The sequence below is a fragment of the Hymenobacter duratus genome, assembly GCF_014698995.1.
Taxonomy (GTDB): Bacteria; Bacteroidota; Bacteroidia; order Cytophagales; family Hymenobacteraceae; genus Hymenobacter; species Hymenobacter duratus.
This window is the reverse complement of the sequence record NZ_JACWZZ010000001.1, coordinates 1,003,952-1,026,094: the sequence shown is the minus strand read 5'-3', so window position 1 is coordinate 1,026,094 and position 22,143 is coordinate 1,003,952. Positions and strand designations below refer to the sequence as shown.

At 59.5% G+C, this 22,143-nt stretch carries 18 protein-coding genes; 10 read left to right on the top strand and 8 right to left on the bottom strand.

Annotated elements, in window-relative coordinates:
- Positions 1–208 precede the first annotated feature (208 nt).
- Complete coding sequence (locus IC231_RS04210) at positions 209–1,198, top strand: AAA family ATPase (protein WP_185888629.1); 990 nt, start codon at positions 209–211, stop codon at positions 1,196–1,198.
- A gap of 54 nt (positions 1,199–1,252) precedes the next feature.
- On the opposite strand, the gene IC231_RS04205 is transcribed toward IC231_RS04210, so the two are convergent.
- The 3 genes from IC231_RS04205 to IC231_RS04195 form a co-directional block, all read right to left on the bottom strand.
- Positions 1,253–1,531, bottom strand: coding sequence for a hypothetical protein (locus tag IC231_RS04205; protein ID WP_190783338.1), 279 nt, complete (start codon positions 1,529–1,531; stop codon positions 1,253–1,255).
- Between the two features lie 197 nt (positions 1,532–1,728).
- The gene (locus IC231_RS04200) at positions 1,729–2,577 is read right to left on the bottom strand and encodes a hypothetical protein (RefSeq protein WP_190783337.1); all 849 of its coding nucleotides are present in this window, start codon (positions 2,575–2,577) and stop codon (positions 1,729–1,731) included.
- On the bottom strand, positions 2,574–3,134 hold the full coding sequence (locus IC231_RS04195) for an RNA polymerase sigma factor (RefSeq protein WP_190783336.1): 561 nt from the start codon (positions 3,132–3,134) through the stop codon (positions 2,574–2,576). The genes IC231_RS04200 and IC231_RS04195 overlap by 4 nt, the downstream gene beginning before the upstream one ends.
- 255 nt (positions 3,135–3,389) lie before the next feature.
- On the opposite strand from IC231_RS04195, the gene IC231_RS04190 reads away from it, so the two are divergent.
- On the top strand, positions 3,390–4,205 hold the full coding sequence (locus tag IC231_RS04190) for a class I SAM-dependent methyltransferase (protein WP_190783335.1): 816 nt from the start codon (positions 3,390–3,392) through the stop codon (positions 4,203–4,205).
- An 8-nt stretch (positions 4,206–4,213) separates the two neighbouring features.
- Here IC231_RS04190 and IC231_RS04185 read toward each other — a convergent pair whose 3' ends face one another.
- Positions 4,214–5,473 carry a lipopolysaccharide biosynthesis protein gene (locus IC231_RS04185; RefSeq protein WP_190783334.1) on the bottom strand — a complete coding sequence of 420 codons (1,260 nt, stop codon included), beginning with the start codon at positions 5,471–5,473 and terminating at the stop codon, positions 4,214–4,216.
- Between the two features lie 297 nt (positions 5,474–5,770).
- On the opposite strand from IC231_RS04185, the gene IC231_RS04180 reads away from it, so the two are divergent.
- From IC231_RS04180 to IC231_RS04165, 4 genes are all read left to right on the top strand, one after another.
- Positions 5,771–6,256 carry a hypothetical protein gene (locus tag IC231_RS04180; protein ID WP_190783333.1) on the top strand — a complete coding sequence of 162 codons (486 nt, stop codon included), beginning with the start codon at positions 5,771–5,773 and terminating at the stop codon, positions 6,254–6,256.
- A 175-nt stretch (positions 6,257–6,431) separates the two neighbouring features.
- Positions 6,432–7,313, top strand: a complete 882-nt coding sequence (locus tag IC231_RS04175; protein ID WP_190783332.1) for a universal stress protein — start codon at positions 6,432–6,434, stop codon at positions 7,311–7,313.
- A 141-nt stretch (positions 7,314–7,454) separates the two neighbouring features.
- Positions 7,455–8,579, top strand: a complete 1,125-nt coding sequence (locus IC231_RS04170) for an MBL fold metallo-hydrolase (RefSeq protein ID WP_190783331.1) — start codon at positions 7,455–7,457, stop codon at positions 8,577–8,579.
- A 181-nt stretch (positions 8,580–8,760) separates the two neighbouring features.
- Positions 8,761–11,919, top strand: coding sequence for an FG-GAP-like repeat-containing protein (locus tag IC231_RS04165; protein ID WP_190783330.1), 3,159 nt, complete (start codon positions 8,761–8,763; stop codon positions 11,917–11,919).
- A 52-nt stretch (positions 11,920–11,971) separates the two neighbouring features.
- Here IC231_RS04165 and IC231_RS04160 read toward each other — a convergent pair whose 3' ends face one another.
- The gene (locus IC231_RS04160) at positions 11,972–13,150 is read right to left on the bottom strand and encodes a glycosyltransferase (RefSeq protein ID WP_190783329.1); all 1,179 of its coding nucleotides are present in this window, start codon (positions 13,148–13,150) and stop codon (positions 11,972–11,974) included.
- A 257-nt stretch (positions 13,151–13,407) separates the two neighbouring features.
- Here IC231_RS04160 and IC231_RS04155 point away from each other — a divergent pair, with 257 nt between their 5' ends.
- The 4 genes from IC231_RS04155 to IC231_RS04140 all read left to right on the top strand — a co-directional run bounded on the left by IC231_RS04155 (position 13,408) and on the right by IC231_RS04140 (position 19,686).
- Entirely contained in the window at positions 13,408–16,290 is a 2,883-nt protein-coding gene (locus IC231_RS04155) for a TonB-dependent receptor (protein ID WP_190783328.1), read from the top strand.
- A gap of 50 nt (positions 16,291–16,340) precedes the next feature.
- Positions 16,341–17,777 carry a cell shape-determining protein MreB gene (locus IC231_RS04150; protein ID WP_190783327.1) on the top strand — a complete coding sequence of 479 codons (1,437 nt, stop codon included), beginning with the start codon at positions 16,341–16,343 and terminating at the stop codon, positions 17,775–17,777.
- Positions 17,778–17,918: 141 nt separating this feature from the next.
- Positions 17,919–18,815, top strand: a complete 897-nt coding sequence (locus IC231_RS04145) for a YicC/YloC family endoribonuclease (protein ID WP_190783326.1) — start codon at positions 17,919–17,921, stop codon at positions 18,813–18,815.
- A gap of 325 nt (positions 18,816–19,140) precedes the next feature.
- Entirely contained in the window at positions 19,141–19,686 is a 546-nt protein-coding gene (locus IC231_RS04140; protein ID WP_185888615.1) for a hypothetical protein, read from the top strand.
- An 83-nt stretch (positions 19,687–19,769) separates the two neighbouring features.
- Here the strand turns inward: IC231_RS04140 and IC231_RS04135 are convergent, their stop codons facing one another.
- The 3 genes from IC231_RS04135 to gcvH are packed head-to-tail and all read right to left on the bottom strand — an operon-like array spanning position 19,770 to position 21,990.
- Positions 19,770–21,152 carry a M28 family metallopeptidase gene (locus IC231_RS04135; protein ID WP_190783325.1) on the bottom strand — a complete coding sequence of 461 codons (1,383 nt, stop codon included), beginning with the start codon at positions 21,150–21,152 and terminating at the stop codon, positions 19,770–19,772.
- A 23-nt stretch (positions 21,153–21,175) separates the two neighbouring features.
- Positions 21,176–21,583, bottom strand: coding sequence for a VanZ family protein (locus tag IC231_RS04130; protein ID WP_190783324.1), 408 nt, complete (start codon positions 21,581–21,583; stop codon positions 21,176–21,178).
- Positions 21,584–21,609: 26 nt separating this feature from the next.
- Positions 21,610–21,990, bottom strand: coding sequence for a glycine cleavage system protein GcvH (gene gcvH / locus IC231_RS04125; protein WP_190783323.1), 381 nt, complete (start codon positions 21,988–21,990; stop codon positions 21,610–21,612).
- Positions 21,991–22,143: the final 153 nt, after the last annotated feature.

Here is a 22,143-nt window from a genome sequence, read left to right as displayed (position 1 = left end):
GCTCAATAACAAGCATATACCTATAAATAAATTAAACTCTTCGTCCATACAGAACCAGATAAAATCAGAATAGTGCTAAATAAAATCTTTCAATTATATTGATTGTGTTATATAGCCACAATCAAGCTATTTGCCAGTCGGCCGGGATACAATTTGCCCAGATACTCCCCGCTTTTTTTACCTTTAACCTTCCTACCTTCTTCCGCGTATGCTGCCGCTTTCCTCGCCTGACCTGCCCGTTCCCGATTATCAGCAGAAAATAAAACAGGTGTTTGCGGAAGTAGGCAAGGTGGTTGTGGGCCAGCAGTACATGGTGGGCCGGCTGCTGATTGGCTTGTTCACCGGTGGGCACATTCTGCTGGAAGGCGTGCCGGGCCTAGCCAAAACCCTTACCATCAGCACCCTCTCCAAAGTACTGCACCTGCACTTTCAGCGCGTGCAGTTCACACCCGACCTGCTTCCCTCCGACTTGGTGGGCACCATGATTTACAACCAGAATCAGTCGGTGTTCGAGGTGAAAAAGGGGCCTATCTTCGCCAATCTGGTGCTGGCCGATGAGGTAAACCGCTCCCCGGCCAAAGTGCAGAGCGCCCTGCTGGAGGCCATGCAGGAAAAGCAGGTAACTATCGGCGAAACCACTTACCCGCTGGACCTGCCGTTTCTGGTACTGGCCACGCAGAATCCGGTGGAACAGGAAGGCACCTATCCGCTGCCCGAAGCGCAGGTAGACCGGTTTATGATGAAGGTGTTTGTGGACTACCTCAAGAAAACCGACGAGCTGGAAGTGATGCGCCGCATGGCCAACATGAGCTATGTTGGCGAGGTAAGCCCCATCCTGACCAAAGAAGACATCTTTGGTATCCGCAACCAGATCAACCAGGTCCAGATTTCTGAGACGCTGGAGAAATACATTATCGAGCTGGTATTTGCCACGCGCCGCCCCGCCGACTACGACCTGCCCGAGTTTCAGCAATACGTGCAGTTTGGGGTGAGCCCGCGGGCCAGTATTGCGCTGCACCGGGCCGCCAAAGCCGTGGCGTATTTCGACGAGCGGGACTATGTGCTGCCAGAGGACATCAAAGATGTGGCCGGCGACGTGCTTAATCACCGCATCCTGCTCACTTACGAAGCCGAAGCCGACGGCATCCGCACCCAAGACCTGATTGACGCCATTCTGCGGAAGGTGCCTATAAGCTAAATTCCTCGGCTCGGCTAAGTGTTGCGAGCTGCCTGACAGGCCGGCTGGCCTCTTTTACTGCTGCACCACTACCGGCGCAGCAGAGGAAGTATAATAAGTAGTATGATGAGGCCAGGCGTTGGCTGGGCGGGCAGGAGCAGGATGCGCTACCAGCACCGATTTACCGGCGGCCATACCTGAAGCAGCCTCTAGGGCAGCAAACCGGCTGACAACCAGCAAAGCAAACAACACGGCGAATACTACCCAAGTCCACTTGTCATGGGCAGGTTCAGTTGGGGCAAGGTGCTGCGAAGGGGCTTCGGAGCGGGTACCGGGCGTCATAGCTACGGGCATAAAGAGTAAAATCAACTGAAGATTCTTCAGCTTCCTCGGGCTACCAGACAAACCGGACTTGCTGTGCTTCAGCAAGTCCGGTGATGGGACAGTATTTTCCCAGACAGCGCTGCCGTTTAAAAGGCTGCTGTAGGGCAAAATTTTGTTTCAAACAGAACACAGATCGACCAACAGTGGCGCGGCCGCGGCCACAGGGCTTAAAAGTCGGGCTGCGCTGCCGCTTTGCTCCGACGCGGGCTGAATACGTGCCGCACCTGTTGCGTGAGGTGCGTAATGCGCCGCCGGAAGCCCCGCCCTTTTTCTGCCATGCGGTGCGTGGGCACCCGATATTCTGTGCGCCATTCACGTGGCGCCTCACCCGGCTTTAGTACACCTGCCGCAGCGGCTCGGGTGGCAGCGCCGGTTCCTGCTGTGCCGGTACGCTCGTTTTCCCGCACCTCAGAAGCGGATAGCTGTACAGGGGCAGCCGACAGCTGCGAGTCAGCAGATACAGCAGCCGGCGCTGGCAGCGCAGTAGCTGTCAATGTATCTGCAGCTGGTGGCAGCGCAGCCAGTGGCAAAGCGGCAGATGCAGCCAGTACCAGCGTATCTGTTTCCGGCGTCTGGGCAGCCGTTATCCTTTTGGTTTCCACACCGGTGAGCTGAGGACGACGTGCAGCCATCCGCTTTTCAGCAGTTGTTGCCGCCTGCTCGCGGCCTGCCTCCAGCTTGTTTGGAGCAACGGCAGAAAGAATATCGGGAGAAACTGTAGTTGGTGCTGGCTGGAGTGCCGCAGCTGGCGCTTCGGTCCGGCTCACGGCTGGTTGCTCCGTTTTGGGTGTCGGCTTTGTGCTTTCCGGATGCGGCAGTAGCCATCCTACCCCCACCCCTACCAGCCCTACCAGCGGCAGCAATACCTTGTAGGGTAGTGCGCGAGGTGCTTTAGGAATGTCCGCCAATTGCTCTTCTACCCCCGCCCAAAGCCGGCTGGAAGGAGATAGGGTAAAGTCACTGAACGTTTCACGCAGCGACTCATCCAACAGCTCATCTTCGGGGTTCTGGGTCATAATCGGATGAAGTTATTCTGCTGCTGGTAGAGCAGTAGCAGTTGTTTTCGGGCTTTGCTGAGCTGTGCCTTGGATGTACTTTCCTGTATTCCAAGCATTTCACTTATTTCACTATGCGAGTAGCCATCGACGGCGTAAAGCAGCAAAACCACCTTGCAGCCTTCGGGCAGTTGTTCTATCAGGCTCAGCACTTCCAGCACGTTCAGCTGGTCGAGGGCCGAAGCAGAAACCGCAGGAGATACATCGAAGCTATCCGGCAACTCCACTTGGCGCTGGCGACGCAGCTTGCCGCTCTGCCAGTGGTTGATGGCCGTAGTAACCACAATACGCCGGATCCAGCCTTCGAGCGAGCCTTCCGAACGAAACTCGCCCAACCGGGTAAACACTTTCACGAAGGCATCCTGCAGAATGTCCTCTGCCTCGGGCAGCGTGTAGGCGTACCGCCGCGCAATACCCAGCATACGCCCGGCATAGCGGGAGTACAAGGTCCGTTGGGCCGCCGGTTCGCGGCGAAGACAACGGGCCAGCAGGGCGTCGAGGTCGGAAGAAACCGGCATGCGCGAAAGTGTTCTTCTCGGTGGTTGTGAAGGGGAGACAGGCGACGGCACAAAAAGGCTGCTGTGGAGCTATTATTTCGAGTAAGCAGCAGGCCGTATGCCAGGCAATTTACCTGATTTTCCCTCTCAAGTACGCATAAGTTTCTTACCATCAGTTCGTAGCCACCTTGTGCTCTTATTGCGTGCCCGACGTGGTACTTTATAGGCAAGGAGCAGCGGGAGTTATTAGCTTTGCGGCTCTTCAGCCGTATGCCTGTGTCCCGTCTTGCCAAAACCCTGCGCGGCCTTAGCAGCCTTGTTCGTAACCCCTGGCTGCTCAACCATGTGCTGGCCGCCGACGAAACTGCCTGGCAGCAGCGCGCTTTGGCCCACACGGCGCGCGGCCTCACGTCGCACGGCCTGCCCGCCGTGCCGCTCACGCACTTCCTGACTCCCGACGACCACACGGTGCGGCCTTTCGCTTTTCGGGAAGGCGGCTCCCTGCCTACGGATTTGCTGCTGCTGCGCGCTCTGGCCCGCCGCGTGCCAGATTGCCGCTATTTCGAAATCGGAACGTGGCGTGGGGAAAGCGCGGCCAACGTGGCCGAGGTGGCGGCTGAAGTGTACACGCTCAACCTGCCGGGCGAAGAGATGCGGGCACTGGGGCTGAGTGAGCGGTACATCGAGCTGCACGGCTTCTTCTCGCGCCCTCTCCCCCACGTACATCACCTGCACGGCAACTCCGCTACTTTCGATCTGGCCGGCCTCGGGCAGCCGTTCGATGTCATCTTTATTGATGGCGACCACCGCTACGAAGCCGTCCGGACTGATACGCGCCGGGTGTTTGAGCATCTAGTGGGCCCCACTACGGTAGTAGTATGGCATGATGCCAGCCGCCAGCCGGGCCAGCCTCGCTGGGAGGTACTGGCCGGCATTCTGAACGGACTGCCCGCCACGGCCACCGGCCAGCTGGTGCAGGTAGAAAACACGCTCTGTGCCCTCTACTCACCTCACCCGCTGCCTACGCACACCTTCGACCCACTCGGCGACCCAACCACGTGGTTTGAGGTAACCGTCCGGCCCCAGCAGTAGGAATTAGGTTAGCGGTTCTTCACCAGCTCCCGAGCATACGCGACGTCGGTGCGGTTCGGTAGCCAGTCGGACCAGCCGGTGCCAGTAGCCCGCCCAAACTGCAGCAGCAGGTATGTGGTGGCAGCCACGTACGACAGCGACGATGCCATGGCGGCCCCCACAATACCTAGCTTTGGAATCAGGAGCCAGCAGGCGGGCACCGTCACGAGCAGGCCCATGGTAGTAGCCCAGTTGTTGATGCGGTACTGCCCCAATCCGGCGAAATAGCTGCTGCACGTTACGTTCAGAGCTACGGCTACTACGCCCGGCGCCAGCCACCCAATAACGGGCCGGGCCGCCCCAAACTCCGGCCCGAATACCGCCGCCAGCAGCGCCGTTGGCAACAGCGCCAGTACGGCTATGGCGGCGGCTGTGGCTAAGGCTGCCAGCCGGGCCACCCGTAGCGTGGGTGCCAGTTGGGCGTGCTTGTCGTCGGCATGCACCAGGTCTACATACTGAATGAGGGCGGCACTGCGCGGAATAAGCCAGATGGCTTCGGCCAACGCTACTCCTACACTGAGCACACCCACAGCCCGGGTATCCACGAAATGCGCCACGAAATAGTAGCTGAGGCGGTAATTGGCAAAGGCCAGAATGTTGGAGAGGTGAGCCCCGCGGCTGTGGTGGCTTAGCTCTGCGGCCGTTGCACGCAGGCCCTGGCCGCCTTCCCACCGGTCGGGCAGGCGGCGCAGCAGCCCGAAGCTGGCCAGCAGCGGCGCGCCGTATGCCACATAGGCGGCGTAGTAGTACACGGGCACTTCGCGCCAGCCCAGCCCCATAAAAGCAAGCAGCAGAAAACCGGCCAGCAGTGCAACCTGCGCCATGTTCAGCGCATTGTAGGCTGCTTCCTGCTTGCGCCCCAGCAGCAGCGAGATATTGATGGACAGGAACGCCTGCAGCAGCGCCAGCGCCCACAGATGCCCGAGGTAGCTGACCGGCACCGGCCGCAGCAACCCGGCCAGCACCGTGCCGGCCGTGCATACCACCAGCGCCCAGCCATAGGCCGGCACCAGCAGGTGCCACACATTGCGGCGCGGCACCAGAAATATCAGCGACGAGCCGCCCAGCAGCCCAATGAACAGCAGCAGCGCGGCACAGTCCGTCACGAACAGGCTGACTGCTCCCCGGCCGGCTGCGCCCAAGGAGCGGGCCGTAAGCCACACCACCGCAAAGCTGAGCAGCGCCACGGAAAGGCGGGTAGCAAACGTGTGGAAGATGCGGCGCAGCACTGCAGACGAACGGGTGGTGATGCGACAAAGGTATTCGCCGGAAGGGTTCAGCCGCTGCTAGGCCAGAACCGACGCAGCATTTGCCTTGGCTCAGCCAAGTAGTAATGCCACTGGCCTAACCGGCAAAAGTCGTTCTACTGAAGGCGTCGGGAGAATGTGGTGGTCTGTCGATGGTTTGGCACCGCCGGCAGAATCTGGCCCCCGCAGCCCGGATTAGGGCACTTGGTTTGAATGAAGGGAGACAGAACGCAGCGTCCAGTACCTCACAAGAAAACAACTCTAATTTTCCCTACTACCATGAAAAAGCAACTCTTCAGCTTCGCCCTTCTCCTCAGCCTCAGCGCTTCCTTCGTCGGCACTTCCTTCGCCGCCGACCTTGGCAAACGTGACGGCCGCGAGCAACGCAAGGATTTCGGCAAAGGCCAGCGCAGCGACGAACTGGCCAAAGAACTCGGCCTGAACGCCAAGCAGAAAGCCAAAGTCGAGAAGATATTCCAGGAGCAACAGCAGCAGATGCAAGCCCTGCGCAGCCGCTCTGGCTCCGCCGACCGTAGCCAGTCGATGAGCGAGTTCAAGCGCATCCACGACAATTCCGACAAGAAGCTCAAGGATGTGCTGTCGAAGAAACAGTACGCCCAGTTTGAGGCCAAGCGCCAGGAGCGCCAGCGGCAAATGAGCCAGCAAGGAAACCGCCGCGACGACGACCAGCGTGGTAACGGCCGCCGCGACGATGACCGGCGCAACGATGACCGCCGTGACGTAGGTGGCCGGAGCCGCAGCTAGTCCTCCCGCTTCCTCCATCTAGCACAACGCGCCGTTCGGCTTTGCCGGGCGGCGCATTGTGCGTTAGGAAGAAACCACACATAACTAATTGTCTGATAGACGCTGAACCGGCAACTTACGTACGCAAGGCAGTGGCCCAACAGGCCGATTTGTCTTCCACCATATTCTTATTAGCATGAAGAACATTCTGGTTCCGACTGATTTCTCTGCCCAGGCGCACCATGCGTTTGAAGTGGCGCTGCAGCTGGCACAGCGCACGGGCGGCAATGTCACGCTGCTACACGTACTGGAATCTTTAGGCGACAATTCGGCCAATTTCAGCTCCTACGGCGGCCCCGTGAACGGGGCGGAGTTGCCCAACAGTGAGGGTGTGCCCGATGGCATTTTCGCCATCAAGCTACTGGAAGTAACCAAGCAACGCATGCACGCACTACTGGCCGAAGCCGCCCAACGCGCGCCCGGTGTAGCCGTGCACGACGCGGCTGGCACCGCCGACCTCGACGATGCCATTCTGCGCGTGGTAGCGGAGCGCAACATTGAGCTGGTGGTGATGGGCACGCAGGAGCACGATACAATGGAGCAGTTCTTCAATAGCTCCACCACCCAGCGCATGGTACGGCTGGCGCCCTGCCCGGTATTGGCCGTGAAGCACCAGCAGGCACAGTTCGACGTACGCAACATCGTATTTCCTTCTGATTTCACTGCCGAAACGGCCAATGCCGCCTCGGAACTGCAACAGATTCTGGCCCTCTTTCCGGAAGCGGTCGTGCACCTGCTGCACATCGGCTCCAGCCACGACCAGCAGGTGCTAGTGCACATGCAGATGTTTCTCCAGCAGCACAGTCTACCTAACGCCACCACCCATATTTTTGATGCGAGCAGCACAACCACCGGCATCGAGCAATTTGCCCAGAAAGTGCAGGCCGACCTGATTGTACTGCCTACGCACGCACGTTCGGGCCTGAGCCGTCTGTTTCATAGCAGCATTGCCGAAAACGTGGCCAGCAGTGCTTTCCCGCCCGTTCTCACCTTTCATCTGCACGCACAGGGCAGCTAGCTCCAGGCACCCTGCCAGATAAAGCCCCAGCCGCCGAGCGGCTGGGGCTAGTTGTTGCTGGCGAATTGCGAATCAAATATTTCATCCGCTACCCCGACTACCCAACCAAACTCCTATCGGTTGAGGAGTTATCTGCTTGATATGAGAAAATACCTACGTCTTGTCGGCCGCCTGGCCATTGTAATGGTGGCCCTGCTACTGGTGGCTGGCGTCGCTTTTGCCAACCTGAGCCCGGAGCTGGGTGGCAAGCCCACCAAGAACCAGCGCGCCGCCTACGCTAAATCGGGCCATTACCGCGACGGGGAGTTTCAGAATCTGGTGCCTACGGAGCAACTGACGGGGGGCAGTCTGGTATCGGTGATGTGGAAATTCCTGTTCAGCTCTGTACCCAACGAAACGCCTACCGCGCCTCTGCCTACGCAGCAGCTCGACTCACTGAGCATCACGCGAAAAACGCCCGATATGGTGCGTGTGACCTGGTTCGGACATTCGGCCAGTCTGGTAGAAATAGGCGGCAAAAACATCCTGCTCGACCCCATGCTGAGTGTAAAAATGGGCCCGCTGCCACTCCTGACGCCCAAGCGCTACAACCCAGCCCTAGCCATTACGGCCGAGCAATTACCACTCATTGACGCCGTACTGATTTCGCACGACCACTACGACCACCTCGACTACCAGACCATTCGGCGGCTCAAGGATAAGGTGGCGCACTTCTATGTACCGCTGGGCGTAGGAGCACACCTGCTGGCCTGGGGCGTCGATTCAGCCCGGGTGCGGGAGCTGGACTGGAACGATTCGGTGCAGTTGCCGGGCCTCACCATCGTTAGCACGCCGGCGCGGCACTTTTCCGGGCGCGGCCTCACCAACCGCAACTCCACTTCCTGGAGTTCCTGGGTGATGAAATCGGCCACAAAGCGCGTGTTCTACAGCGGCGACGGGGGCTACGGCCCGCACTTTCAGACTATCGGCGCGCAACATGGCCCCTTCGATCTGGCCATTATGGAGTGCGGCCAGTACAACGAGAACTGGGCCCAGATTCATATGATGCCCGAGCAAACTGTGCGGGCGACGCAGGATGTGCGCGGCCGGGTGTTGCTGCCGGTGCACTGGGGCGCTTTCACGGAAGCGCACCATGCTTGGAACGAACCGGTTCGGCGGGCCAGTGCGGAGGCAGCACAGTTGCTACTACCTATCACCACACCACGGCTGGGGCAACCTATTGTGCTAAGTGCCGGACCACTGCCGCAGGAACGGTGGTGGCAGTAGACGAGCCGCCTGCAAATACAATATTATGTTGAAAATTTGCGCCTATTGTTCAAGCAGTTAGCTGCTGATAAAATTGTCTAAGCCAATCCTATTACAGACCAACTATTTCCTGTTGTTTTGTTGACCCAATACCCGACTAGCGGGCATCTATGGGACAATTCCACTTATCAGGTTCATCTGCTTGTACACTTCTACCTTCCTGTTAGCTGCCCGCAAGGTGGCTTCTCCGGTGCCGGGCTTCTACCGTAGTGCACCATTGCTTGCTGGCTTGTGGCTGGCACTAGGCGTGGCCACACAAGCCCAGAATCCGACGGTTTCTAGCCTCTCGCCTACCCGCAACGCTACAAATGTTGCCCGCACGGCAGACGTAGTGCCCCGGTTCACACTAAATATTTCCAGCGCGTCGGCTAGCAACCTGCGCGTATTTGGCTCGCAGTTGCGCGGCCGGCGGCTAGGTACGCTCATGGGCCAGGGCTCTAGCATACTTCTCTTCAACCCTGCCCAGGACTTCGCCCCCGGCGAGGTAGTGAGCGTCAGCCTGCCAGCCACCATGCTAAGCGCCAGCAACGGTAGCGCCTTAAGCAAGCAAGTGTACCAGTTTACGGCGGCTACCGGGGGCACTGGCCGGGGCCGTTTTGCTGATGGCTCCGCCCGCACCCTGGCGGGCCAGGGTACGCCGCATACCCTTGTGCTCGGCGACGTGGACAACGACGGCCACCTCGACATTGTGACGGCGAAAAACATCAGCGGCGGCAACTATGGCCTTCTGGATATCCAGCGTAACAACGGCAATGGCACGTTTTCGTCGTGGAGCAGTCTGATGATGAATACCGAGCCGGCCTATCTGGCCTTAGGCGACGTGGATGCTGATGGCGACTTGGACATTGTAACGCCTGTTGGCGTGGGCCTCAACGACGGCAACGGCCACTTCACGCTGGCTACGGGGTTTTGGCCTTTCATCAACGGCCGCCGGCTCCGGCTCGGCGACGTGGACGCGGATGGCGACCTGGATCTGCTACTCGTGAGTGGCGGACGCGTGCAGGTGGGCCTGAACGATGGCACTGGCACGTTCAGCCCGGGTGCGCTCCTCACCAGCGGCCAGTACATCAACTCGCTGGAAGTAGGCGACCTGGACAACGACGGTGACCTAGACATCTTGGCCGGCGACGGCAACAGCCCTCAGTACAATGTCCTGCTCAACGATGGTGCTGCCACATTCACGGTGGGCGCCAGCCTGACCATGAGCGGCAGCGCGCAGGACGTGGTGTTGGGCGACGTAGATGCCGATGGTGACTTGGACGTTGTGAGTGCCGAATATATTCTGAGTGCCGGCACCAGCGGCCTACTGAGTCTGCGCCTCAACAACGGCAACGCTACATTCGGCAGCCACATCCTTCTGCACTCGTTCAACTACACGGTGCATCCGCGGGAAGTGCGGCTCGGCGATATTGACGCCGATGGCGACCTAGACCTGATGTATATGGACGGTGGCATCAACGGTATTTCCAACGTCATTCACCTGAAGTATAACAACGGCAGCGGCACCTTCAGCTCCGGCCCCGATGCCTTCGTGGGCTACAACCCCTACGGCCCCGCCCTCGGTGACGTGGACAATGACGGTGACCTTGACTTGGTAACGCCCGTAGACCGCACCGTGACTATCCGTCTGAACCAGCCGCCTACCGTCACGATGCCCGTTACCAGCCTCATGCCAGCCCGCAACAGTATTGGCGTAGCCCGCAATGCCAACCTGGCCGTAGGCTTCGGCCAGGCCACGGCAAGCGGCACGGCACCGCTAGCCGTATTCAGCAGTCAGCGCCAGGGACTGCGGCAGGGCACGGCCGGCGGAGCTGGCACCGCCACCCTCACCTTCGACCCCACCCGCGACTTTATGCCGGGTGAGCCTATCAGCATGACGGTGCCAGGCAGCATTGTAAGTAGCGACGGGACGCGCACGGCCCGACCGGAAGTGGTGCAGCTACGGGCAGCAGCTACAGGCAGCGGCCGGGGCTCCTTCTCGGGCAGCCTCAACCTGCCCATGCCCGGGCAGGCCCGCGCCGTAGCTACTGCCGATATCGACAATGATGGGGACCTGGACTTGTTAGTGTCGGGTGCTATGCCTAACGGCTACAACGGCGTGATGGTACGCCTCAACAACGGCGACGCCACGTTCACGAGTGCACCGGATATTTCAGTAGATGCAGCCCCATTCGATATTGTAGTAGGCGACATTGATGGGGATGGGGACTTGGACTTCATCGTGGCCAACTCTTCGAGCAACACCCTGCCCATCCGCCTCAACAACGGGAACGGCACCTTCACCGACGGCGACCGGGTCTTCACGTTCCTGGAAGGTCATACCTTGGCGCTAGGTGACATGGATGCCGATGGCGACCTAGACCTGCTGATTGGTAACAAGGACCGCAACACGGTTTCGGTGCGCTTTAATACGGGTGCAGGCATGTTCTATGGCACCATGGAAGTACCGACCGGCGCGGGTCCACACCACTTTACAGTCGGCGACGTGGACAATGACGGCGACCTGGACATCGTGACGGCCAACTACGACGCCAATACCATCAGCGTCCGGCTGAACGACGGCCTCGGCATGTTTAGCCTCACGCCCGATCTGCCGGTCGGAAACCAGCCCGAAGATGTGGCGTTGGGTGACCTAGATGGAGACGGAGACCTGGACCTCACGGTGGCAAATGCGGGCAGCGGCACCGTGAGCGTGCTGCGCAACACCGGCACCGGCAGTTTTGTGGCGGCTGGCACCGTGGCACTGGCCCCCGGCCTGCTCCGCCTCGCCCTCGCCGACCTCGATGCCGACAACGACCTGGACCTGCTGATAAGCGGCGGTACCGCAACCGGCACCACCGCCAGCACCCGCCTTAACGACGGCCTCGGCAACTTCTCCGGTGCCTTTTCCACTCCGCTCGGCAACTCTCCCACCAGCCTTGCCCTCGGCGACCTAGACAACGACGGCGACATAGACGTTGCGGCGGCCAACACTGCCCTGTTTGCCAATACGGTGAGTGTGCGCCTGAACGGTGGTACACTGGCCAACAAACCGGCCACCACCGCGCAGCAGCTGCAGCTCTACCCAAACCCGGCACGGCAGCAGTTCACGCTTCGGATGCCCATGGCAGCAGGCATTGAGTCGGCACAACTGCTTTTATTGAACGGCTTGGGCCAGCAGGTTCAGCAGCAAACGGTGGCCATCAGCGGAAGACACTTGCAGGCCGTAGTAGAAGTAGCCGGGCTACCTGTTGGCGTGTATCAGCTGCGCCTAACGGTGGATGGATTGGAGCCTATCTACCGAAAAGTGGTAGTACAGTAACGACCAAGATTTGCTAAGAAAAGGCTGCTTCCCGCTCGGGAAGCAGCCTTTTTCATGGTGTAGACACAGCTATCTGATAAAAACTTACAAACTGCCGGCCCACGGCCGAGTAGCTGAAATGCTCTTCGGCGTAGCGGCGTAATGCGTCGGCATCGAACTGCTCGGGCTGGCGCAGCACATGAGCCAAAGCTTCGGCCAAGGCAGCTTCGTCGCGGGCGGGCACGAGGTAGCCGCGGGTGCCGTCGGGGGGCAGCAGCTCGGGTACGCCGCCAACGGCCGTTGCTACAGCTGGCAAGCCGCTGGCTTGGGCTTCGATGAGGACGCAGGGAAGGTTTTCGTAGTTGCTGAATAGTACAAAGCAGGCAGCCCGGCGCATTTCGGTAGCTACGGCTTCGGTAGTGAGCTTGCCCAGAAATATAACGGTATCCTCCTGCAGCAAGCCCAGCTCGGCGGCTAGCTGTTTCACCTGCGCTTCTGCAGGGCCATACCCCGCAATCCGCAGGCGAATATTAGGCTGAGTAGCGCGCAGCCGCGCTACCACCCGCAGCAGGCCGCTTAAGTTCTTGGCTTGCTCGTTGAAGGCGGCCACATGCAACAGCCCGGCGCGCTTACTAGGTTCAGCCGGTAGATGAAACAGCGCTGTATCTACCACATTGGTAATCACCACTGTGCGCGGATTTCGAACACCCAGTTGCGCGAGTGCCCCCCGCAGGTTATCTGACACGGTATGGAGTCCGGCGGCGGCCTGCACCACCCGCTGTGTCAGCCACCGCCGCAGCCAGCCAATGCGGTACGCATTTTGCGGCAAATAGAGCGTCCAGTGCTCCGTAACCACGAAAGGCAGGTTGCGCGTCAGCTTCAGCCACCAGGCAAACAGGCCGGTACGCAGCAATACGTGCACATGCACCAGTTCTGGTGCCCCCCCCCAATGCCGCGCCAGCCGCTGATAGCCCTGCACCATACACCAGAAATACAGCCCCAGCTTCAGTACCTTATCCAGTGGCCCGAAACCGGTGGGCTGCGCCCGATAGTAATACCGCAACGTGGGTACCGTGCCGCTCAGGTCGGCATCGAGGCTGATGAGGCTAGGCAACGGGCCGCGGGCTACGGCCGCAAACAGAACCGCCACCTGGGCATGCGGCGCAATGGCCGCCACGTGCCGGCTTACAAAGTCCCCGTCCTGGTCGTCGTAGCGGTTTGGGTACCACTTGGGCAGCATCAGTACGCGCATTCGCAGAGGAAAAAGTGGGCGGTTGGAGCCGAAAAGATAACCGGATTTCCGGCGCCCGGCCTTTCACCCGTTCCGCAACCAACACCACGTATTTGCAGGATAATTCTGATTGTCAGACAGTAAAGCCCGCCTATTTTCGCTCTATGTATACTATATAGTGCGTTCTGCAGGCAACAGAGGGCCATTCATAATTTGGTAATAATGGGGAGACAATGAGGTAACGCTAGAGAAGGAGCTTTGCGGCATAATTCAACCGCATGAACCTGACCTTCACTCGTTTTCTGGCCCTGCTCCTGGTGTTGCTGGGCACTACTTCGGCCGCCTGGGCGCAAACCGGCACCATCAAAGGAACGGTGAAAGACGCCGGTACGCAGGAGCCCGTCATCGGGGCCAGCGTGGGGGTGCCGGGCACTGCCATTGGCGGCGCCACCGACCTCGACGGTACGTTTACGCTCACGAAAGTGCCCGCCGGCACCTATTCGCTGGTGGTCAACTCGGTGTCCTACGCGGCCAAAACCATTCCTAACCTGCAGGTAGAGCCCGGCAAGGTGGTCGTAATCAACACCGTGCTCAGCAGCTCGTCGGCGGCCCTCGGCGAAGTAGTGGTGACGGCGCAGCGCCGCACCAACACGGAGGTGGCCGTTATCAGCGAGGTGCGGCAGGCGCAACTGGTGGCTGTCGGCGTCTCGGCCGAGCAGATTGTGAAGTCGCAGGACCGCGACGCGGCCCAGATTGCGCGGCGCGTGCCCGGCGTCAGCATCCAGGACAACCGCTTTGTGCTGGTGCGCGGCCTCACGCAGCGCTACAACGCCGTGATGCTGAACGATGTGCTGACGCCCAGCTCGGAAGTAGATACGCGGGCCTTCGCCTTCGACATGATTCCGAGCAGCGTGATTGACCGGATGATGATTTTCAAGTCCGGCTCCGCCGAGCTGCCCGGCGACTTCGCGGGCGGCGTCATCAAAGTATATACGAAGCGGGCCCCCGAGGAAAACTTCACCAACATCAGCCTGCAGGGCGGCTACCGCACCAACACCACCTTCTCCGACGTGCAGAAGTATGAGGGCGGCAAATACGACTGGCTGGGGTTTGACAGCGGCAAGCGCACCATCCCCAGCAACTGGCCCCGCACCCTCAGCGGCGACATTTCCAGCCCGCTCCGGGCGGCGTATGCCCGCCAGCTGCCCAACAACTGGGCCATCAACTCGGCCAAAGCGGCCCCCGACCTGCGCCTGTCCTTCAGCATGGGCCGCCGCTTCGAGCTGGGCGAAAAACAGGTGGGCACGCTTACCAGCCTCAACTACGGCAACTACCACGTAGCCACCGCCCCTACACTCACGTTCTACGAGAACGGCGCCGACCGCAACGCCGTGGACGCGCAGTTTCAGGACCAATCCTATAGCAACGAGGTGCGCCTGGGTGTGGTGCAGAACTTCTGGATGCGCCTGAACAGCCGCAGCACCCTGGAATTCAAGAACCTGTTCAACCAGCTGGGAGCCGCCGAAACCGTGGTGCGCCAGGGTGCCGACTCGGTGGCCACCAACGATGTGCGGGCATTTTCTGAGCGGTACGAAAGCCGCAGCATCTACTCCGGTCAGCTGATTGGCAACCACGAACTGGCCAACGACAAAACCACCGTTAACTGGGTGGGCGGCTTTGCCTACACGCACCGCACCGAGCCCGACTGGCGCCGGGTGCGCTACCTACGCCCCTTTGGCGCCACCAACGGCGACGGCACGCCCGCTCCTTTCGGGGTGGCCACGTCCAACCAGCCCGTTCTGACGGAAGCCAGCCGCTACTTCTCCGAGCTGAACGAGCGGGTAGAGTCCGGCGCGCTGAACATTATCCACGAATTCACGCAGGACTCCACGAAGGAGGAAGGCGGTATCAAGCTGAAAGCCGGACTGTATGCCGAGCGCAAAGACCGGGACTTCAAGGCCCGCTATTTCGGCTACACCAACGTGGGCAACACGGGCGTGACTGGCAGCGGCGTACGGACACAGACCATCGACCAGGTGTTTGGCCCCGGCAACCTGACGGGCCAGGAAGGTGGCTTCTCGCTGCAGGAAGGCACCGACCCCAACGACTCCTACAACGCCAGCAATACGCTGCTGGCCGGCTACGCCAGCCTGACCGTGCCATTGGGCAAGTTCACAGGGGTAGTTGGCTTCCGGGGCGAATACAACGACCAGGTAGTGACCAGTGAGTTGCGTGGCGGGGGCCTCACCAACGGCGGACGCCGCTTGTTCAGCCCGCTGCCTTCGCTCAACCTGTCTTACAACCTCACCGACCAGATGCTGGTGCGAGCCGCCTACGCCTCTACCATCAACCGCCCCGAGTTCCGGGAGCTGGCCCCCTTCCGCTTCTACGATTTCAACCTGAATGCCGACGTGCAGGGCAACTATGCCCTGAAAACGGCCCAGGTGCAGAACGTGGACGTGCGCTGGGAGCTGTACCCGACTTCCGGCGAGATGCTGACGCTGGGCGCCTTTTACAAGCACTTCGCCAACCCCATCGAAAACTACCTGAGCACGTCGGTGGGCGGCGCCAACAGCCTCAACTATGCCTTCGTGAACACCAAATCGGCGGTGAGCTACGGCGTGGAAGCGGAAGTGCGCAAGTCGCTGGCGGGGCTGTCGGAGTCGGGGCTGCTGCAGCGCCTGTCGCTGGTGGGCAATGCCTCCTACATCTTCAGCCAGGTTGACCTAGGCGACGTGCTGAACGTGCCCGATGCCAGCGGCCGGGTACTGCCCACCGATGTAAGTGACACCCAGACCCTGACCCGCCCACTCCAGAGCCAGTCGCCTTACCTCATCAACCTGGGCGCTTACTACAACGACGAAGACCGGGGCACGCAGTTGAGCCTGCTCTACAACGTGGTAGGCCCGCGCATTTTCGCCGTCGGCAACAAGGACAACCCTACACTGTATGAGGTGCCCCGCAATGTACTTGACCTGGTCCTGACCAAGCGCCTGGCCAAGCACTGGGAGCTGCGCGCCGCCTGGCAGGACGTGTTCAACCAACCTGTGAAGCTGGTGCAGGACACCGACCGCAACAACAAGTTCTCCAGCAGCGACTCGGCTTACCGCTCGTTCCGCCGCGGCTCCAACACCACCCTGGGCCTCATCTTCTCCTGGTAATCACCAGCTGTCATCATCCTCCATTTGTTTCATTCACCCAACCTTCCTTTATGAAACGCTTTCCGAAAACGCTGTTGTTTGCTATGCTGGCCCTGACCAGTGCTGCACCGCTCAGCAGCTGCGAGGACAACGACGACAATGCACCAGTAGTAACCGACAACCCCAGCGGCCCCACCGACAGCGCGGGGCGCGTCATTCTGTCGGGCGAAATAACGGCCAACCGTACGCTTAAGGCCAACGAGAAATATCTATTGCAGGGCTTCGTGTACGTCACCAGCGGCACAACGCTCACCATTGAGCCCGGCACCAAAATCTTCGGCGACCAGACCACCAAAGGCGCCCTCATCGTTGAGCGCGGCGCCCGGCTCATGGCAGAAGGTACGCAGAGCAACCCCATCGTTTTCACGTCGGCGAAAGCCAAGGGCAGTCGCAGCTACGGCGACTGGGGCGGCGTGGTGCTGGTAGGCAGCGCGCCCATCAACCAGTCGTTGAGCACGAACATGGAAGGCGGCATCCGGGGCAACTTTGGGGGCACCAATGCCGCCGACAACTCAGGCAGCCTGAAGTACGTGCGCATTGAGTTTGCCGGCATTCCGCTTTCGACTACGGCCAACAGCGAAATCAACGGCCTGACCCTTTACGGTGTGGGCACTGGCACCCAAATCGACTACGTGCAGGTATCCTACTCCGGCGACGACTCCTATGAGTGGTTCGGGGGCACCGTGAATGCCAAGCACCTGGTGGCTTACCGCGGCTTCGATGATGACTTTGACACCGACTTCGGCTTCACCGGCAAGATTCAGTACGGCCTCTCGCTGCGCGACCCGCAGTACGCCGACCAGTCGGGCTCCAATGCTTTTGAGTCAGACAATTTCAACCCCGGCACCCCGGCCAGCGGCTCCAACGCCGGCCTGCCCCTCACAGCGCCCGTGTTCAGCAACATGAGCGTGTTCGTGACAGCCAGTACGCCGCCTACCACGCAGGCATCCGGCAGCGGGGTGTATCAGTCGGCCATGCACCTGCGCCGCAACACCTCCATCAGCATCTACAACTCGGTATTCGCCGGCTACCCTGAAGGCTTGCGCCTTGATGGCACCTCTACCTGGGCCAACGTGCAGTCTGGTGGCCTGGACCTGCGCGGCATCACGGTGGCCAACACCAATACGCCGCTCCGCGCGGCCGGCAACACCGGCACCGGCGCCTTCACCGACGCCGAAGTACAAAGCTGGTTCAACGGCACCGGTAAGAACAACTCGGTAGTAGCCAGCACCGGCCTGATGGCGCTGGGCCTGAATGCCAACTCCTTCAACCTGAGTGGCCCAGCCTTTACGCTACAAAGCGGCTCGTCGCTGCTGACGGGGGCTGTATTCACCGGCAAAACTGCCGATTCGTTCTTTACTAATGGTGCCTATCGTGGCGCCTTCAACGGCACGGACAACTGGACGCAAGGCTGGACCAACTTCGATCCGCAGAACACCGATTATTAATGCAGTAATTGGCTGCTGTGCAGCATCCAGTACAGAAGCCGGAACGTACGTTCCGGCTTCTTTGCTTTTGCGCCTGCTTCAGCACGCGGGTATCTGCGCCGTCTGTTACTTTTGGCTCTTCTTTGCTATACTTCCCCAGCCATGCTCCAGTCTATGACCGGCTACGGCGTTGCGCACCGCGACACCGACCGTTACTCCGCCACCGTCGAGGTAAAGTCTCTCAACTCCAAATCGATGGACCTCACGCTGCGCCTGCCGCGCTTTTTGCAGGAGCGGGAGTTGGAAATCCGCAATCTGGTAACCAAAACTCTCGTGCGGGGCAAAGTCAACCTTAACTTCGACTTCATGCGGGCCCGGGGCGCCGCGGCCCAGGGCAGCGTAGTCAACCAAGCCGTCCTGACCACTGCCTACCAGGAGTTGCTGGAGTTGAGCGCCCGCACGGGCGCGTCATTGGAGCAGCTGACGGCAATTGCCAAGGCCCTACCCGGCGCGTTGCGGCTGCCAACTGAGCTGCCGGTAGTGGCCGAGGAAGAAGACGAAATAACCTGGGACGAGCTATTGCCGCTGGTACAGGAGGCTTTGGAGCGCACCAACGAGTTCCGCCGCACCGAAGGCCAGACGCTTACCACCGAAATTCTGGCCTATATCGACAGCATTCGGATTCAGTTGGCTGAGATAGAGCGCCACGACCCCAGCCGTGTTGAAAACGTGCGTGAGCGGCTTCGCTCTCACCTCGCCGACCTCACGACCAGTGAGCAGTTTAACCCGGTTCGCTTTGAGCAGGAGCTGATTTTCTATATCGAGAAGCTGGATATCGCCGAGGAAAAAGTGCGGTTGGTCAGTCATTTGCACTATTTCACCGAAACGGTATATCTGCCAGAACCCACCGGAAAGAAATTAGCGTTTATTTCGCAGGAAATAGGTCGAGAAATCAACACGATAGGTTCGAAGGCCAACGATTCGGTAGTACAACACTTAGTCGTAGGCATGAAGGAAGAACTGGAAAAAATCAAGGAACAGATCAACAACATTCTGTAAGTGCAAACCAAGCATCTGCTATAACGTAATTGAACTTTTAGGGTAAATTATAGAATATTGCTTTAACTATAACTTGTTGATATTTTACAGGATATCCGTGAATCATTCCAGAAACACTCATTTTTTTCTATATCTAAAAAACGCTGCTGATTCATTCTTTTCGATGATTATAGAGCAACAGAAGGAACAAGTCGAAAATATTTTCCCGCTAACAGCTTGCAGTTGACATTTTCTTACGTAAATTGTGTTATCCGAACAGACTGGCCCTTGTGTAGTCGTCGGCGAAACTTGCATTGTCATTCATCTTTTTTCAGCCTTTAGACATATGAAAAAAGTAGTACTCTTTCCAGTTACCTTCTGCCTGATGCTGTTGATGACAGCATTCCGTCCGGCTGCAGAAATAGAATTGATCAAGAAGCGCGTGCTGAGCGAGCGGGTCGAAATCCTCATTCCCAAAGGGTTTGAAGTGATGAGCGAGCAGCAGATGGATTTCAACTATGCCCGAGCACAGAGCCGTCCGAGCGTTATCTACACAAACAGCAAGGAAGCCAGCATCTCTTTCACTTACACCGACAACACCGCCGACCAGGACATGATTGACATGTACGCCGGTAACTTCTACAAAACTTACTCGAAGCAATTCAAGGAAGCCAAGTGGTTCGGTAACGGTGTCAAGGAAATTGCAGGTCGCAAAGTAGGCTACCTCGAGCTGATGAAGCCCGAGCTTGGCCACGAAGTATACCAGCTGATTTTCTTCACTGACGTGGAGGGCAAGCTGCTGATGTGCACCTTCACATGCGCCGACCGCCAGAAGCCGGAATGGGAAACCGTTGCCAAGCAAATCATGAACTCGATTAAAGCGAACGGCTAGTCGTCAGACTCACCTACGCTTTCCATACAGAAGCCCTGAAATGCTGGTCATTTCGGGGCTTCTGCTTTACGGTACGCACAAACTTATCGGGCCGGGCTGGATGATGCGCCCAGCGTATTGAGAAAATCCCGCAGCAAGCCAAAGGTGCCGGCAAAGGCGGTGAGCGGCAGCGTTTCGGCCCGGTCCTGTACATCGTGGTAGGCCGTGATGCCACCGCGTGTGTAGAGGAAAAACGCGGGTACGCCCCGCTCTGAGAAAGGAAAATGGTCGGAGTTGGCGGCGCGGCCACGGGCGGCCAGGCTGGGCAGCGAGTGGCTCCTGTCGTTGAGGCGCTGGAGCAACTGGAATTGCGCCGGAAACTCCCGACCATTCACGACGGTAGCCCCTTCGGATCCGGTGCCCAGCAAGTCCAGATTCAGCAGAAAACGGATACGGGACAACGGCACCAGCGGATGGTCGACGAAATAGCGGGAACCGACCAGGCCAGCTTCTTCGGCACCGAAAGCCAGGAATACTACCGAATAGGCGGGGCGGTTTTCGGGGCGGGAATAATGAGCAGCCAGTTCCAGCAGCATGGCCGTGCCGCTGGCATTGTCGTTGGCGCCCGGGAAATACGCTTTGCGGCCCATGGTACCCAGATGGTCGTAGTGGGCCGTCACAACCAAAAAGGAATCGGGCTGCACGCGGCCGGGCACGAAGCCGACGATATTCTGGGTCTGGTACTGGCGCTGCAACACGGCGTCTACGCGCGCGGCCACCAGCGCTACTGTAGGGCCACTGCCGGTTGAGGGTATTTTGTTCCACACCGATTCCAGCACCTGCAACCGCATCTGCCCGGCTTGCCGGGGTGCCAGTGAAGCGGTGAGCTTCGGTACCAGCGTAATCCGGAGTGCTGCGGAATCGATATGCTGCTGCACTGGCTGCGGCAGAGTTGCCAGCCGTTGTTCGTCGGCGGCACGCACTACCAAGCCGCCCTGGTGCCAGCGGCGCTGCACCAACTGCTGCTGCGCCGCCGGATCGGTGAAAGCCAGCGTATCGAAGCGCACGAGTGGCACCGCCGAAAACGCGCCGCCTACCGTGCCTGGTCCGGAATCAGGGGCCGCAATAAACTCCTCTCCTACTCGCAGCTTTCGGGAATGCCCCAGCACCGGAAAGCGTAGCATTCCCAGGCTCAATTCTAGGTTCAAAGCCCCCGGAAAGGTGTTCACATTCAACGTGAATGGCTGAGTGAAGTCAGGCGCAAGCGGCTGAAGGCCCAGCTCCTGAAACCACTTGCGCAAATAGGCAGCGGCTTTTTGCTCGCCCTTATTCACGTAGCCGCGGCCGTGCATAGCGGGAGCCGTCAGGGCCTGAATAGTGCGCCGTACGCGCGGCATGTCCTGGGCAGCGGCCGGAGCCGGCGGCAGCCCCAGTGCCACGCTCAGGGCTACAGCGGGCCACCACTTTATCGGGACGTAAGGTATCATCAGACAGTGAGGGTTGAGCAGGGCTATTCCCACCAACGGCGGGCGGCATAGGCCAGCAGCAGCCCAATGGCCGCGCCCAGTCCGTCGCTGAGGGCATCAGACCATTCGCCGTGGCGGCCCAGCTTCATCGTCATTTGGAGTATTTCTATCAGCAGGCCAAACCCCACGCAGGCGACCAGCAGCAGCAGATATGCTTGCCGACGCAGCCAGGGCCAGCGGGCCTGCCGGCGTGCCGAGATGACGGCCAGCGCCGCCTGCACCACAAACACGAAGGCATGCGCAGCCGTGTCAAATGACAGCAACTCCCAGGGGGGCGTTACCGGCATATCTTCGGCCGGCGTCAGGGTCAGTACCAATACCAGCGCCGCCCACGCCAGCGGCAGCCCCACCAAGGAGCGGCCACGTGACGCGGGCGGCGCGATTTCAGTCATTACGGACCGCAGTAAGGGAAGCAGGCTTACGCGCCTACCAGCTCACCATAGGCCTCTGCCGACAGCAGCGCGTCCAACTCAGAGGGGTTAGCAATGGATATTTTCACCATCCAGCCGTCGCCATAGGGGTCAGAATTCACCGACTCAGGGTTGCCATCGAGGTGGCTGTTTACTTCCAGCACGGTGCCGGAAATGGGGCTGAACAGGTCCGATACCGTTTTCACGGCTTCTACCGTGCCGAACACCTCATTCTGCGCAATTTCCTTGTCAAGCGTATCGATGTCAACATACACGATGTCGCCGAGTTCCTTCTGAGCATGGTCGGTGATGCCTACGTAGGCAACATCACCTTCAATACGTACCCATTCGTGCTCTTTCGTGTACTTCAGTTCAGCAGGCAGGTTCATAAAGTGCGGGGTTGGAAAGTAGGGGATAAACCGGGCAGCTGCCCGGTTGCTCAAAAGTACGCGGAAATGGCGAAGTGGTGAAATAGTAGCAGGGGAGTTTGAGGGGGAACCAGCGTTGGTGCCTCCTCAAACTCCCCTGCTATTGGTGGACTG

What these genes read in the sequence shown, in the direction of transcription:
- IC231_RS04195 (WP_190783336.1), bottom strand. Translation starts at nt 3,134, where the DNA reads ATGCCGGTTTCTTCCGACCTCGACGCCCTGCTGGCCCGTTGTCTTCGC.
- gcvH (WP_190783323.1), bottom strand. Translation starts at nt 21,990, where the DNA reads ATGAACCTGCCTGCTGAACTGAAGTACACGAAAGAGCACGAATGGGTA.
- IC231_RS04175 (WP_190783332.1), top strand. Translation starts at nt 6,432, where the DNA reads ATGAAGAACATTCTGGTTCCGACTGATTTCTCTGCCCAGGCGCACCAT.
- IC231_RS04180 (WP_190783333.1), top strand. Translation starts at nt 5,771, where the DNA reads ATGAAAAAGCAACTCTTCAGCTTCGCCCTTCTCCTCAGCCTCAGCGCT.
- IC231_RS04160 (WP_190783329.1), bottom strand. Translation starts at nt 13,150, where the DNA reads ATGCGCGTACTGATGCTGCCCAAGTGGTACCCAAACCGCTACGACGAC.
- IC231_RS04135 (WP_190783325.1), bottom strand. Translation starts at nt 21,152, where the DNA reads ATGATACCTTACGTCCCGATAAAGTGGTGGCCCGCTGTAGCCCTGAGC.
- IC231_RS04145 (WP_190783326.1), top strand. Translation starts at nt 17,919, where the DNA reads ATGCTCCAGTCTATGACCGGCTACGGCGTTGCGCACCGCGACACCGAC.
- IC231_RS04150 (WP_190783327.1), top strand. Translation starts at nt 16,341, where the DNA reads ATGAAACGCTTTCCGAAAACGCTGTTGTTTGCTATGCTGGCCCTGACC.
- IC231_RS04170 (WP_190783331.1), top strand. Translation starts at nt 7,455, where the DNA reads ATGAGAAAATACCTACGTCTTGTCGGCCGCCTGGCCATTGTAATGGTG.
- IC231_RS04155 (WP_190783328.1), top strand. Translation starts at nt 13,408, where the DNA reads ATGAACCTGACCTTCACTCGTTTTCTGGCCCTGCTCCTGGTGTTGCTG.
- IC231_RS04210 (WP_185888629.1), top strand. Translation starts at nt 209, where the DNA reads ATGCTGCCGCTTTCCTCGCCTGACCTGCCCGTTCCCGATTATCAGCAG.
- IC231_RS04130 (WP_190783324.1), bottom strand. Translation starts at nt 21,583, where the DNA reads ATGACTGAAATCGCGCCGCCCGCGTCACGTGGCCGCTCCTTGGTGGGG.
- IC231_RS04200 (WP_190783337.1), bottom strand. Translation starts at nt 2,577, where the DNA reads ATGACCCAGAACCCCGAAGATGAGCTGTTGGATGAGTCGCTGCGTGAA.
- IC231_RS04140 (WP_185888615.1), top strand. Translation starts at nt 19,141, where the DNA reads ATGAAAAAAGTAGTACTCTTTCCAGTTACCTTCTGCCTGATGCTGTTG.
- IC231_RS04205 (WP_190783338.1), bottom strand. Translation starts at nt 1,531, where the DNA reads ATGCCCGTAGCTATGACGCCCGGTACCCGCTCCGAAGCCCCTTCGCAG.